Annotated in this window: 18 protein-coding genes; 11 read left to right on the forward strand and 7 right to left on the reverse strand. The window is 72.2% G+C overall.

Annotated features, from left to right (window positions below; genetic code table 11):
- Positions 1 to 291: 291 nt before the first annotated feature.
- The 11 genes from OV208_RS18430 to OV208_RS18480 all read left to right on the forward strand — a co-directional run bounded on the left by OV208_RS18430 (position 292) and on the right by OV208_RS18480 (position 7562).
- The gene (locus OV208_RS18430) at positions 292 to 486 is read left to right on the forward strand and encodes a hypothetical protein (RefSeq protein ID WP_267575148.1); all 195 of its coding nucleotides are present in this window, start codon (positions 292 to 294) and stop codon (positions 484 to 486) included.
- Positions 483 to 857: a hypothetical protein gene (locus tag OV208_RS18435; protein ID WP_267575149.1), complete on the forward strand. Its 375-nt coding sequence runs from the start codon at positions 483 to 485 to the stop codon at positions 855 to 857. The genes OV208_RS18430 and OV208_RS18435 overlap by 4 nt, the downstream gene beginning before the upstream one ends.
- Complete coding sequence (locus OV208_RS18440; protein ID WP_267575150.1) at positions 854 to 1234, forward strand: hypothetical protein; 381 nt, start codon at positions 854 to 856, stop codon at positions 1232 to 1234. Before OV208_RS18435 ends, OV208_RS18440 begins: the two co-directional genes overlap by 4 nt.
- Positions 1231 to 1557: a hypothetical protein gene (locus tag OV208_RS18445; protein WP_267575151.1), complete on the forward strand. Its 327-nt coding sequence runs from the start codon at positions 1231 to 1233 to the stop codon at positions 1555 to 1557. The genes OV208_RS18440 and OV208_RS18445 overlap by 4 nt, the downstream gene beginning before the upstream one ends.
- Positions 1550 to 2248, forward strand: coding sequence for a hypothetical protein (locus OV208_RS18450; protein ID WP_267575152.1), 699 nt, complete (start codon positions 1550 to 1552; stop codon positions 2246 to 2248). The genes OV208_RS18445 and OV208_RS18450 overlap by 8 nt, the downstream gene beginning before the upstream one ends.
- Positions 2245 to 3846 (forward strand): DNA cytosine methyltransferase, encoded by a 1602-nt coding sequence (locus tag OV208_RS18455; RefSeq protein WP_267575153.1) that lies wholly within the window; start codon positions 2245 to 2247, stop codon positions 3844 to 3846. Before OV208_RS18450 ends, OV208_RS18455 begins: the two co-directional genes overlap by 4 nt.
- A complete protein-coding gene (locus OV208_RS18460) occupies positions 3843 to 4502 on the forward strand; it encodes a hypothetical protein (protein ID WP_267575154.1) in 660 nt (219 codons plus the stop codon). Before OV208_RS18455 ends, OV208_RS18460 begins: the two co-directional genes overlap by 4 nt.
- A complete protein-coding gene (locus OV208_RS18465) occupies positions 4499 to 5845 on the forward strand; it encodes a hypothetical protein (RefSeq protein WP_267575155.1) in 1347 nt (448 codons plus the stop codon). The genes OV208_RS18460 and OV208_RS18465 overlap by 4 nt, the downstream gene beginning before the upstream one ends.
- A 91-nt stretch (positions 5846 to 5936) precedes the next feature.
- Complete coding sequence (locus tag OV208_RS18470) at positions 5937 to 6665, forward strand: hypothetical protein (protein ID WP_267575156.1); 729 nt, start codon at positions 5937 to 5939, stop codon at positions 6663 to 6665.
- Between the two features lie 122 nt (positions 6666 to 6787).
- The gene (locus OV208_RS18475; protein WP_267575157.1) at positions 6788 to 7192 is read left to right on the forward strand and encodes a hypothetical protein; all 405 of its coding nucleotides are present in this window, start codon (positions 6788 to 6790) and stop codon (positions 7190 to 7192) included.
- Between the two features lies 1 nt (position 7193).
- Positions 7194 to 7562, forward strand: a complete 369-nt coding sequence (locus OV208_RS18480) for a DUSAM domain-containing protein (RefSeq protein WP_267575158.1) — start codon at positions 7194 to 7196, stop codon at positions 7560 to 7562.
- Between the two features lie 8 nt (positions 7563 to 7570).
- On the opposite strand, the gene OV208_RS18485 is transcribed toward OV208_RS18480, so the two are convergent.
- The 7 genes from OV208_RS18485 to OV208_RS18515 form a co-directional block, all read right to left on the reverse strand.
- Positions 7571 to 7849: a hypothetical protein gene (locus OV208_RS18485; protein WP_267575159.1), complete on the reverse strand. Its 279-nt coding sequence runs from the start codon at positions 7847 to 7849 to the stop codon at positions 7571 to 7573.
- A 2-nt stretch (positions 7850 to 7851) separates the two neighbouring features.
- Positions 7852 to 8841, reverse strand: a complete 990-nt coding sequence (locus OV208_RS18490; RefSeq protein ID WP_267575160.1) for a sigma factor — start codon at positions 8839 to 8841, stop codon at positions 7852 to 7854.
- 135 nt (positions 8842 to 8976) lie between these two features.
- Positions 8977 to 9525: a RusA family crossover junction endodeoxyribonuclease gene (locus OV208_RS18495; RefSeq protein WP_267575161.1), complete on the reverse strand. Its 549-nt coding sequence runs from the start codon at positions 9523 to 9525 to the stop codon at positions 8977 to 8979.
- Positions 9526 to 9695: 170 nt separating this feature from the next.
- Entirely contained in the window at positions 9696 to 10403 is a 708-nt protein-coding gene (locus OV208_RS18500) for a DNA-methyltransferase (protein WP_267575162.1), read from the reverse strand.
- Positions 10404 to 10907: 504 nt separating this feature from the next.
- The gene (locus OV208_RS18505) at positions 10908 to 11087 is read right to left on the reverse strand and encodes a hypothetical protein (RefSeq protein WP_267575163.1); all 180 of its coding nucleotides are present in this window, start codon (positions 11085 to 11087) and stop codon (positions 10908 to 10910) included.
- 35 nt (positions 11088 to 11122) lie between these two features.
- Positions 11123 to 11632 (reverse strand): hypothetical protein, encoded by a 510-nt coding sequence (locus OV208_RS18510; RefSeq protein ID WP_267575164.1) that lies wholly within the window; start codon positions 11630 to 11632, stop codon positions 11123 to 11125.
- A gap of 61 nt (positions 11633 to 11693) precedes the next feature.
- The gene (locus tag OV208_RS18515; protein ID WP_267575165.1) at positions 11694 to 11969 is read right to left on the reverse strand and encodes a hypothetical protein; all 276 of its coding nucleotides are present in this window, start codon (positions 11967 to 11969) and stop codon (positions 11694 to 11696) included.
- Positions 11970 to 12033 lie beyond the last annotated feature (64 nt).

Here is a 12033-nt window from a genome sequence, read left to right on the forward strand (position 1 = left end):
CACGGCAAGAACGCCAGGGTACACCCACGTCATGAGGACGGCCTTCCGGAGCGCTTCGCGAGCGGTCACGGGCGACCGGGAACAAAAGAAAAAGCCTGGCAACCCTTGCTGGCTTGCCAGGCTTCTTCACTGTGGAGGCGGAGGGAATCGAACCCTCGCGCCACAGGCGAGGCGCCCCCCTCTACCGAGTGCGCTCCGTCGAAGGAGAGGGGTATTGGGCACGCAGCAGCACTCGGAGGTGCGTCGCAGCGTAGTAGCGTAGTAACGCCCTTTTTTCCGACCGCCCCCCAGGTGGCCGCCTACCGCGAGAAGGTGCCGCCCGCCAACGGGTGCCGCGCCTGCGAGAAGAGCGCCGGGCGCACTCGGCAGGCCTGCCTCTACCACTCCATCGGCTACGCGGTGGCTGAGGTGGACTTCCTGAGCACCCGCCTCGCGTTGCTCACCCCCTCCACCGACAGCAGCGGCTCGGAAGGAGGTGAACAGTGAAGCGCGCCGCCCCGAAGAAGGCGGTCGTACCCGCCGCGCCCAGGCCGCTGGGCGAGGTGCTCCGCGCGTCCCTCTCCTACGTCGCGGGCGGTGGCGGCGGTGGCGGACTCGTCCTGGATGCTGCTGAGTGCCGTGACATCCTCAACGCGCTGGAGCATGCCAAGCAGGCAGCGGCCGCACCGCGGACGACTCCGGCCGGCCTCGCGCAGGCGAACGAGGAAGAACACCTCCGCCGGCAGTTCAACGACCTTCTCGCGCTGGTGTCCAAGCTGGCCGACACCTTCGGCGAGCGCAAATCGGTCCCCGGCCAGGTGCTGGTGGGACTCGACGTCCAGGCCCACGCGATCCGCGACGACGGCGGTGCTCCGTGAGCGCGCACCCAACCGTCATCAAGCAGGCGCTGGGCCTCATGACGAGCGGTGCCGGACGCGGCCGCCGCGAGGAGGCCAAGGCGGCCGCTCTCGCAGCGGTGGACGCCCTGGAGCACGAGAGGGATGCCGCCCGCGCCCTGGTGGCCCGCCTTGCCTCAGTGCTCACCTGCTCGGAGTGCGGCCGCCGTGCGACGTGCATCTCCGAGCACACCGGCTTCACCTCCTGTGACACCTGCTGCCGTCATGACGGCGCGGTTGCCCGCTGCGAGCGCTTCGGCATCCCGCCTGCCACGCCGCAGGTGACGACCGCCCATCCCCGCCCTCACGCCTGCCCCCACGGGTACGTGTGCGACGTTTGCGACGGGGGAGCGCCGTGAAGACGCGCCAGCAGCCACTCCTCACCACGCCCGCCATGCGCAGGCAGGCCGTCGCCTTCCTCCTGGTGAAGACTCCGGCGAGCCAACTGGGCCTGCTGCGCAAGCGCCTTCACGACGAGGCGCAGCTCATGCAGTTGGGCGGGTGCGCCATCTGCTGGGCGAAGCGGTCCTTCGCGCAGGTGTACGCCGAGCGCGTCGACGTTCCGATGGGCACGTGCCGCGCGAAGCGGTGCCGTGACCTCTGGAGCGCCGCCCGGGACAGGGAAGCCTCCTGGCGCCAGCAGGTCCACGCCTCCGCCAACGAGGGGGCAGCCCATGCGTGAGCGCCCCATCCTGTTTAGCGGACTGATGATCCGCGCACTGCTGGACGGCCGGAAGGCGGTCACGCGGCGGCTGCTCAAGCCCCAACCGGCACCGAACGCGCCGCACGATGGTGGCACGACGTGGGTCTACCGTTCCAAAGACGGTCTGCACGTCCCCTGCGGCACGGTGGGACACCTGACCGTCGCGGAGAAGATGGGCCTGCGATGCCCCTACGGGCAGCCCGGGGACCGACTCTGGGTGAAGGAGACGTGGCGGCCCGAGGCATCTTCGATGGGGCACCGCATCGGGTGGAAGCTCACCTATGCCGCCGACGACGCAGTGCTCTTCTCCGACCTCGCGCGCGTCGATGCCTCGTGGCGCTGCCCGAAGGCGGCCAAGAACGGGAACGTCACGCCGCTCTTCATGCCGCGCTGGGCCAGTCGCCTGACGCTGGATGTGGCGGCCGTTCGCGTCGAGCGGCTGCACGACATCACCGAGGAGGACTCACGCGCCGAGGGAGTGCAGCGGCTCCTGGAGGCGAATGGGTGGCGCAACTACGAGCCCGAGCCGGCATTCGAGAGCGTCTCCTACCACCTGACGGCCCGGGAGTCGTTCGCCTCGCTCTGGCGCTCCATCAACGGCCCCGAGTCCTGGGACGCCAACCCCTGGGTATGGCGCGTGGAGTTCCGCCGGGTGGAGGCAGTGTCATGAGAAGGAACGCGCGAGGGCTCGTCGTGGACCTCTTCGCCGGGGGCGGCGGGGCATCCACCGGCATTGAGGCCGCGCTCGGCCGCGACGTGGACGTGGCCGTCAACCACAGCGCCACCGCGCTCGCGGTCCACGCCGTCAACCACCCGCGCACGGTGCATCACACCAGCGACGTCTGGGAGGTGGACCCGCGCACCGTGACGCGTGGGCGTCCGGTGGACGTGCTGTGGGCATCGCCCGACTGCACGCACTTCAGCGTCGCGAAGGGAGGCGCGCCACGCGAGAAGGGCATCCGCTCACTGGCGTGGGTGGTGGTGGACTGGGCGCGCCTGGTGCGCCCGCGCTGCATCTTCCTGGAGAACGTCTCGGAGTTCCGCACGTGGGGCCCGCTGGGGCCTGACGGGCGCCCAGACAAGGCGCGGATGGGCGAGACGTTCGAGCAGTGGCGCGGCGCGCTGGAGCTGCTCGGCTACGTGGTGGACTTCCGCGTCCTGGACGCCTCGCTCTACGGAGCGCGCACGAAGCGCCGCCGCCTCTTCCTGGTGGCCCGCTGCGACGGCCAGCCCATCCGGTGGCCGGAGCCGACGCACGGGCCCGGGAAGCTGCCGCTGCACACCGCTGCGGAGTGCATCGACTGGAGCCTCCCGTGCCCGAGCATCTTCGAGCGGAAGCGCCCGCTCGCGGAGAAGACGCTCTGGCGCATCGCGGAGGGCCTCCGGCGGTTCGTACTGGAGAACCCGGAGCCATTCATCGTCGGGTGCGGAGGTCGCGCCGGCCAGACGCCCCCGACGCCGGTGGGCGCCCCGGTGGGCACCATCACCGCGAAGAACGACCGCTCCTTGGTGGTGCCCTCGCTGGTGAAGGTGAACCACGGTGGCCAGGAAGCACGTGGCGAGGCCATCGACGCGCCGCTTTCCACGGTGACCGCGCAGCGGCGGGGACATGCGTTGGTGGCGCCGACGCTGGTGCAGACGGGTTACGGGGAGCGCCCCGGGCAGCGGGCGCGGTACCTGGATCTGCACCAGCCGCTGGGCACGGTGGTGGCCGACGGTCAGAAGCACGCGCTCGTCAGCGCCTTCCTGGCGAAGCACTACGGTGGCGTCGTCGGTGCACCCTTCGACGGGCGGCCACTCGACACCATCACCGCGACGGACCACCACGCGCTCGCCGCCGCCACGCTGGTGAAGCTCCGCGGGGACTGCCACGGCGCCGACGCAGCGGAGCCACTGCCCACCATCACCGGGCAGGGCAACCACGTCGCCGAGGTCCGGGCCTTCCTCACGAGCTACTACGGGGACGACGCGACCTCCGGCCAGAGGGTGGACCGCCCCATGCGCACCATCACCGCGAAGGCGCGCATGGGCCTCGTGACGGTGGCGGGCGTCGAGCACCAGATCGTCGACATCGGCATGCGGATGCTGGAACCGGAGGAGCTGCTCCGGGCGCAGTTCGGCCGCTTCGCCAGCACCTATGACTTGAGCGCGGCGAAGTCGAAGGCCGCGAAGGTGCGCCTCATCGGGAACAGCGTCTGTCCCGAGGCCGCTGAAGCCGTGGTGCGCGCGAACATGGGCGGCGACATCCAAGTCCGGGAGGCGGCATGAACACCGCCTGCGCCGCACCCACGCGCGCGCGCATCATCGGCGTGACGGTGCCCCAGCCCTGGGCCTGGGCAGCGATGGTGCGCAACACGCCTGTCCTCAACCTGCCGCAGGCGCCGCCGGCAGACATCCTGGGCCAGTACGTGGCGGTGTGCGCCGCTGGGTACGAGGAAGGACTGGCCGCGTGGATGGCGCTCCACGCGGGCGTGGGCTCGCCGCCCGTGGACGAGCTCCCCACCGGCGCGGTGGTGGCGGTGGCGCGCGTCGCCGCCGTGTCCGCGGGGACTGAAGCCCCGCGTGAGTCGCGTTGGTACGACGAATCCGTGGGCCTGTGGCTGGAGGACGTGGTGGCCCTGCCCGAACCGGTGGCCTGCACGCCAGGGACGGCGGACTGCCTGTGGGAACTTCCGGCGCTGGTGCTGGCACAGGTGCGCCTGCGCTACCTCGCCGTCACCCAAGCGAGTGACGCGCGGTGGCTCACCTACGAGGCGCTCGCCGCGCGCAGCGGGGGCCGGGAGCCCGCCACGTTGAAGGACCGCGTCCTCCGGAAGTGCACCTGCCGGCGGGCCATGACGCCGTGCCCCACCTGCCGCGCCTGGCGCTGCACCGCGCCCACGTGTCCACCGCACACCTGCGGACAGGAGGCACGGCTTCCATGAGTGCCTGTCCCACGCCCCGCGGTGCCCACCGGAAGAAAGGCACCCGCCCCAAGCGCGAGCCGACGGCGCCCATGCCGGAAGACGTCGCGCCCGTACCCACCGGAATGGTGCGGCTGCTGTCCGGCCAGCTCGTCACCGAGGCGGACGCGCGACAGGTGCTGCCCGGCCCGCTGCCTCCCGAGGCGCGGTGGCCGACGCCGCCGGACGAGCCCGACGCAGCCCCCTCTCTTCAGCCCGCCCTTCACCTGGACGACGTCTCCATGGCCTGCCCCGACACCCACGAACTGGACTGGCTGCGCGCCGAGCTGGCCCGCCGCGACGAGGCCCTCGTCCGCGAGCGCGAGCACGCCGCCACGTTGGCCCGCGCCTTGGAATCACAGGCCCGGGCGCTGGCGGGGCTCGCCCCGGTTCTCGCTGTCCCCCGCGCGTCCCGTCCCTCTGTCCCTGTCGCTGTCCCCCAGGTTGTCCCCCCTGTCCCCGGGGACATGTCCCCCTCTGTCCCCTGGGGACAAGGGGACATGAAGGGGGGAAGGGGGGAAGCAGCAACAACAGCGTCGAAAGCAGAGAAGAAGAGGGAGTACGAGAGGAAGAAGAAGCAGAGACAGCGAGAGAAGAAGCGTGCTGCTGCTGAAAACGCGCGCGAGGTGTCCCCTGTCCCCTGTCCCCCTGTCCCCGGGGACATGTCCCCCGCTGTCCCCCATGGGGACATGTCCCCGCCCGCCAGCGTCCCGGTGCCTCCTGTCGTCCGCAAGGCGCGGCCGAAGTGGATGGAGGACGACGCGCCGAGCCCGGACAAAGTGTTCTTCGCGTGGGCGCAGGAGGAGCGGGGCAAGCGCTTCCCGGGGGCCATCCCCGAGGCCCCCCCCTCGGCCTGGGCCGGCTGGTACGCGGAAGCGCTGGCCGCCGTGGGCGGCGCCGAGCAGCGCCTGCGCGCGGCATGGCTGGCGTGGCTTGAGGACGCCTGGGGACAGGCCCGTCAGCCAGTGTGCCCGGCGCGGGCATTTCTCGGCGCCGAGGTGTGGCGCCGGCACGTCCCGGGCCAGGACGTGCCGGCGGCTCCCGCCACGTCCTCCGGGCCCGTGCTGCCCGACACCCCAGCCGGCAGCCTCTGGGGCCAGGTGCTCAGCGCTCTCCGCGGCTCCGGGAAGGCCTATGCCGCCACGCAGCTCGCGAGGCTGAGCCCCGCGCTGGACGGTGACCTGCTCGTCCTGGAGGCGCCCGACAAGTTCGCCGCCGCCGCCCTCACGGACGACTACCTGTCGCTCATCGAGGCGACGCTGGAGCAGCTGGCCGCCCCGGTCCGCTCCGTCCTCATCCACACGGCCGCGGGTGCCTCGCCGTGAGCCACCGCACCGCTTGAAGCCTCCCCAACCTCACGCCCGTGCGGCTCCCGCGCGGGCTCTCCCGGCAGCACCACCAGCAGGAGGAAGCACCATGGAAGCAGCGAGCGAAGTGGGAGTTGGACTGAAGCACCTGGAGCGCGACGGCCGCGACGTGCGGATGCTGCATGACGCCTACCTGGAGGCCTTGGACAGGCACGACGGCGCCGGCAACCTCCTGCCCGAGTGGGAGGACGTGAAGCCGCGCGAGCGCCGGGCCTGGCGCGCCGTGGACGGCGTCGTCCGCCTCCGCGTGGAGCGGGCGGAGACGTTGGTGGAGCTGCTGCGCAAGGAGCGTGATGCACTCGTCGCCCAGGTGCAGGCGCTGCGCTCCCAGGTGCGCTTCCAGGAAGTCCTCCGCACCCAGGAGGAGTTGGAGACGTCGCGCGCCAAGGTGGAGCTGGACGCCTTGCGCGCAGCTCGCCGCCGGCAGGCCTCGCCCCCGCCCAGCAGCCCGCCGCTGGTGGGCGAGACGCGCGAGGCGGCTACGCCCGGCGCCCCTGACGCCACCCCGCTGCGCTCCGTGAAGGTGACGGCGGTGGCCGAGGACGCGGAGGGCGGCGGCTGGTACCTCGCGGTGGAGCGTGGGCTTCACGAGGTCCACCGCGGAGACACCGTGCGCATCCAGGCCTCGAGCGCCGAGGCGGAGGTGACGTCGGTGGAACCCACGGCCGAGCTGCCCGTCTTCATCGGCTTCCCGGGCGAGGCCTTCATCCCAAAGGCCGGCGACGTGCTGGAGCTGGTGCCGAAGCCGGGCGATGAGCTGCCCGCGTTCATCGCGTAGCAGTCGCCTCGGGGCCGGCCCGTACGCGCGGCCCCGGGCCTCCCTCTCAAGAGGGATTCACAAACCAGCCAATCGAGACTAATCTGGCATGCATGCGCAAGCGGTTTTCCCATCAAAGGGGCATGCTGGCGGTGATTGCGCTCGCGCTGGCAACTGGCTGCGGCGGCGGAGCACATGCCCAGGCCGGCACGCGCGCCCAGGGCGACAGCACGTCGGTGTACCTGGCGCAGGCCCAGTGCGGACCCACCGACTCCACGGTGAGCTGTTGCGTGAAGACGCACCCAGGCTCACCGGAGCGCTGCGGACTCACCGAGTTCGAGGCAGCGAACATCCTGCGCGCGGTGAAGGCGGCCTCGGACCTCTCCGAGGAGGACTTGCCCGAGTGGAAGCGCTACTGCATGGGGGAGTACGTGAAGTGCCAGGAGAAGGACTGGCTAGGGCCCTGCTACGAGTGCTTCCGGTACTGCGAGGGGCAGCAGGGAGAGTGGCCGACAGACCGATGCCGCCGCCGGCAGGGAGGTAACTGAAATGGCGGAGGACACCGACTGGGGACTGCTGCGCGAGTTGTTTGACCGCGTCGAGGCAGGCGAGGCGCTGGCGCTCACTTCCGATGTGCGCGAGCTGTTATTGCGCACGGCCCAGCAGGTGGCCATCCCCGACGCCGATGCGCAGATGGCCGTGCAGGGCGTAGTCACCGCGACGTCCCTCTTGCGCGAAGTTCGAGCGCGGATTCGAGTCGGCGCCATCCGCCTTGCGCGCACGAGGACCCTGGCCAGCGACCTCGCGCAGGCTGGCGATGCGGCCGGCGCGCGGAAGCTTCTCGAAGAGCTGCTCGACGTGGAGACAGTGCCGCTCTACCGCGAACAGGCGGAGCTCGAGCTTGGAGACCTGGACTGACGCTGCGCTCAACCGCACCTTGAGCACAGCACCAGCCACTCCTTCCGGAAGCGGCCCGCGCGCGACGTTTCCTTCAGCGTGAGGGAGCCCTCGCGCGGGGCCACCTGCGCGCCGCACCGGCACTTCCCCGCCTTCAGGTTGGGCCGCCTGCCCTGCTCCGCACCCGCGCACTCCAGGTGCCGCGTGCCGGTGGCGGCGGAGTACTCCACGAACTCGCCCTTCAGCACGCGCCCGCCGCACCCGTCGGCGGTGCACGTGCCGGCCTTCTTCGCGACGATGACGGGCACGGCTACGACTCCAACGCGGTGAGCGCGAGGCCGAGTTGGGCACCCTGCCCCACCGGACGCGGCCGCGCGTCCCGTGGCGCGGCCGCGCGCTGCCGGCGCACCGTCCCGGCAGAGCGCGCGGGCAGCTCTGGCCCGTGCCCCAGGGCGTCGAGCGCCACGCGCAGCTTCTTCAGCCCCTGCGCGTGCAACCTGCGCACCCGGGCCACCGGCAGGCGCATCTCCTGGGCCACCGTCCGCTCCGTGGACTCCAGTCCGCCGGCCCGGCCGAAGCCCGCCAGGGCCTGCACCACCACGCGCTGCAGGCGGGGCAGCCGGTACAGCACGCCCAGAGCCGCCTCGCGCTGGGCCACGTGCGCCAGGCGCGCGGCCGTCGTGTCCACCAGCCCCAGCCGCGCCTCCGCGTTCGCCCCGGGCCCGTCGCCCTCCGCGGCGGCCCCGGCCAGCAGCCCCTCCAGCGAGGTGGTGCGGATGCTGCCATCGCCCAGCGTCAGCACGGAGGCCTCGTCCAGGCCCTGCGCGCGCAGCGCGGCGTCCAGCGGCAGGCCCTCGTCCCGGGCCGCCTTCTTCGCGCGCGCCAGCTTCCGCCGCGCGTGGCGGGTGACGTGGACGGCGCTGCGCTCCGCGGTGGCCGCGCGCACCATGGCCTGCTTGCCCAGTTGGAGGACGTAGGCCGGGTAGAGGCAGCGGCCCGGGACGCGGCCCGGGGTGAAGTCCTGCCACGCCCTGCAGGTGGCCAGCAGTCCCTCCTGCTCCAGGTCCTCGGCGGGCACCTTCCACTCCCGGGCGACGGCAGCGGCCGCGCGCACCAGGTGCGGCCGCACCAGCTGGGCGAGGCGCCCTTCCGCGCGACGCTGCTCCGGGCAGCCGTCGGGCAGCTCGCGCAGGAGGTGGAGCAGCGCCTCCATCTCATCGTTGGGGGTGGGTGCCGACGGCGGGCCGGGCGGGTGCAGCGGGTGGCGGGCAACGTGAAGACGACGGGCACAGGCGGGCATCGAGGACTCCTGCACCTGCGAACGCGCGCAGGGACGGTATACTGGCGTCCCCAGCGGTGCTTCCCCGGCGCTCCTGGCTTCAGCGGGCTCGACCGTCTTCCCCGGTCGGGCCCGTCGTCTTTTCCGCTACCACGCCTACCCGACAACACCCGCCCGGCCCCGTCTCACCGCGGGCGTCGCCAGGGCCGCCAGCCCACGCGAGCGCTTCGCTCCCTTCGCCTTCGCCGCGCGGTTCCGGTTCCGCGTGGCGCGCGCCTTCGCGGCCCGCTCCACCCGGGCCTGCCGGTGGGCGGCGGCCTCCTCCGGCGTGGCGAAGCGCGCCGCGGTGGCCACGAGCTCCACGCGGGGCGCCTTCGCATCGTCCGCGCGCTCGGCGTGGATGCCCACCACCTGCTCGTCATCCAGCCAGGCCAGCCCGTTGAGGGCGTCGCCCAGCACCTTCAGCGTGTTGTCCAGGTCGCCCACACGGCGCGGGCGGTACGCGGTGAGCGTGTAGCGCACGGGCCCGGCGAGCGGCTGCGCGCGGGTGGCGCCCACCAGCCGGGCCACGGTCGCCTTGTAGGCCAGGGCCTCCTTGGAGGGCACCAGCCCGCGGCCCCGGGACGGCTTCCAGTACGTGTTCGCGCTGGGCGGGTACGGCAGCACCAGCCGCACCTCACAGGGCTTCGCGTCCTCCTGCCTCACCGGGCACCTGCCGTGCGTCTGTCCATGCCAGGACAGAAGGGGCGCTGGGCGCCGACCGTCGGCAAGACCGACGGTCGGGGGGAAGGGTCAGATCCGTTCTGACCCTTCGCGCCCGGGGTGGTTCCGGTTTCGTGCCCTCGTTTGAGGGGGCAGAACATGAACCGGGCGGATCAGGCCGCGTTCCGGAGCGCGGCGCCACCCGCCTCCAGCCGGCGCGCGGCGGCCTCGCAGTAGCGCTCCTCGATCTCCACGCCCACGGCCCGGCGCCCGAGCTGCTGCGCGGCCACCAGCGTCGCACCGGTGCCAACGAACGGATCCAGGACGAGGCCTCCCTTCGGGCAGGAGCGCTCGACCAGGTAGGCCAGCAGGTTGACGGGCTTCTCCGTCGGGTGCGTCCGCGCCCGCGCGGGCACCGGCGGGTAGCCCGCGAGCACGGCGCCGTGGCGCTTGCCGGTGAGCGGCCGGCGCTTCGGCCCGGTCCCGTGCAACACCACCTCGTAGTCCGGCGCGTAGCCGGCCGCGCAGTCGCCCATGCCGCCCCGGGCCTTCCACCACACCAGCGCGCCCTTGATGCGCAGGTGCGCCGACGCCGCGTCGAAGAAGTCCGGCCAGCTCTCCCAGTGGCAGAAGACGTAGGCGTGCATGTCCGGCTTCAGCGCGTGGCCCGCGGACGTGAGCGCCTGGCGGAAGACGCGCATGCCCTGGCGCGAGCCGTCCGCGCGGATGGCCGCGCCGCTCCTTCCCTTCGCCTCGTAGGCCATGCCGTAGGGCGGGTCGGTGAGGAGCAGGTCCACGGATTCGGACGGCAGTCCGAGCAGGTGGTCGCGGCAGTCGCCGTGGAACAGGGTGATGGTGTCGTTCGCGTAGTAGGGCTTCACTCTGGGGGACCTCGGGGGAGTGGTGCCGGGGGTGGCACCACACGCGCGCGTGGTGCACGAGGGATGCCGGGTCGTTCCTCGCTGCTGCCGACCCACGAGGGAGCATTCGTCCCTGCTGACTTAGGTAGCCCTTGCGCCGGGCGCCTCAGTAGTCTCCGTCGCATGCGACTTCTGACTGCCGTTGCGTCTCTCCTGGTGGCGTCCGCCGCCCTTGCTCAGTCCCCCTCACCGACGAAACAGGAGGAAACGCCTGTCAGCGCGGCAGGAGGCTCTCGCTGCACGGCGACCGGTCCCAAGGGAGGGAGATGCGCCATCAACTGCGAGGCCGGAAGCGCCGCCCAGTGCCAGGATGGCCGGACGGTGCGGCCTTCCAACATCCAGGTATCCGACAGCAAGGACCCTGAAATCCCTACCTGCGAGTGCATCAAGTCGAACGGCTCGAAGAAGTAGCTGAACCCCCGCGAAGCGGCCCGCCCCAGGTGACTGGGGCGGGCCGCAAGCACCTCACTGGCCGAACGTCCACCGCACGCCCGCGCCTGCCATCCGCTCGCGCTGGTTGGCCTCCGCGAAGGCGAAGAGGCCGAGGTTATCCCGGAGCCTCGCCCCGCCCTCCAGGCGCGCGTAGGCGCCCGTGAGGGAGGAGGCACCGGCGGAGGCCTCCAGGTAACCGGTTCGGACGGGCACGTCGCTCAGCACCCGCGACAGCCCCGCGGCGACTGCTACCCGCGGGGCGTCGAAGGGACCGCCGTGGCCAGGGCCGCCGTGCTGCCGATGGCGCCCAGCGCGACGGACAGGGCCTGCTCCTGCACCTTCTCCGACGCCTTCTGCTCGCCGTGCATCGACTTGAACTCCAGCTTCACGAGCTCCTGCTCGCCGGGCTTCAGCGGGCGCCAGCCCTGGGCCACCAGCCACGCGTCGAGGACCTGGAGCCCCTTCGCCGCCTTGTCCCAGGCGTTGTCCGCCGGATCCTCGGCGGCGATGTCCTCCACGACGTGGAAGGCGTGGTAGGCGCCCAGCGCGATGCGCCGCTTACGCTGGGCGGTGAGCCAGGTACCCCCGGCGAAGAGGCCGACGGCACCCACGATGATGCCCAGGGCGACACCCATGTTGGTGGGGGTGAACAGCGCGTCGAGGATGCTGCTGCCGGTGCCGGTGGTGGCCTGGGCCAGGGCGACCGGCGCGGTGAGGACGGCCGCCAACGCGGCGGCGAGGATGATGCGCTTCTTCATGGTGATGCTCCTGCTCATGTGAGGGTGAGCCCGGGGACGCCCCGGGCAGAGGACAGCCGGACTACGGCACCAGCGCGCGCACGGCGCAGTCCTTGGCCTCCAGCAGCTTGCGCAGGGCCATGGCGCGCTCGGGGTTGCGCGGCAGCGGCCCGCCCATCGTGACGGTGCCGCTCTCCGGCGTGTTGTCGCCCGCGACCAGGGCGTGCGCGATGTCGCTGAAGGGCTTGCTGACCGCCGCGAGGTGCGGCGGCAGGTGCGCGTGCTTGAAGTACTTCAGGATGTCTTCGGACTGCGGGGCGGCGGACGACGTGGGGATCTTCGTGTCGGGAGTGGTCACGGGTGTCTCCTGGTGCTGCGAGTTGACTGCACCAGGAGGAAGGGGCGCTTGTTGTCGTTGCCGT

The organism is Corallococcus sp. bb12-1, assembly GCF_026626765.1.
Classification (GTDB): Bacteria; Myxococcota; Myxococcia; order Myxococcales; family Myxococcaceae; genus Corallococcus; species Corallococcus terminator.

Bases quoted from the DNA above. Each gene is read 5' to 3' on its own strand.
- OV208_RS18450 (WP_267575152.1), top strand. From the start codon at position 1,550: ATGCGTGAGCGCCCCATCCTGTTTAGCGGACTGATGATCCGCGCACTG.
- OV208_RS18455 (WP_267575153.1), top strand. From the start codon at position 2,245: ATGAGAAGGAACGCGCGAGGGCTCGTCGTGGACCTCTTCGCCGGGGGC.
- OV208_RS18460 (WP_267575154.1), top strand. From the start codon at position 3,843: ATGAACACCGCCTGCGCCGCACCCACGCGCGCGCGCATCATCGGCGTG.
- OV208_RS18465 (WP_267575155.1), top strand. From the start codon at position 4,499: ATGAGTGCCTGTCCCACGCCCCGCGGTGCCCACCGGAAGAAAGGCACC.
- OV208_RS18470 (WP_267575156.1), top strand. From the start codon at position 5,937: ATGGAAGCAGCGAGCGAAGTGGGAGTTGGACTGAAGCACCTGGAGCGC.
- OV208_RS18475 (WP_267575157.1), top strand. From the start codon at position 6,788: ATGCTGGCGGTGATTGCGCTCGCGCTGGCAACTGGCTGCGGCGGCGGA.
- OV208_RS18480 (WP_267575158.1), top strand. From the start codon at position 7,194: ATGGCGGAGGACACCGACTGGGGACTGCTGCGCGAGTTGTTTGACCGC.
- OV208_RS18490 (WP_267575160.1), bottom strand. From the start codon at position 8,841: ATGCCCGCCTGTGCCCGTCGTCTTCACGTTGCCCGCCACCCGCTGCAC.
- OV208_RS18510 (WP_267575164.1), bottom strand. From the start codon at position 11,632: ATGAAGAAGCGCATCATCCTCGCCGCCGCGTTGGCGGCCGTCCTCACC.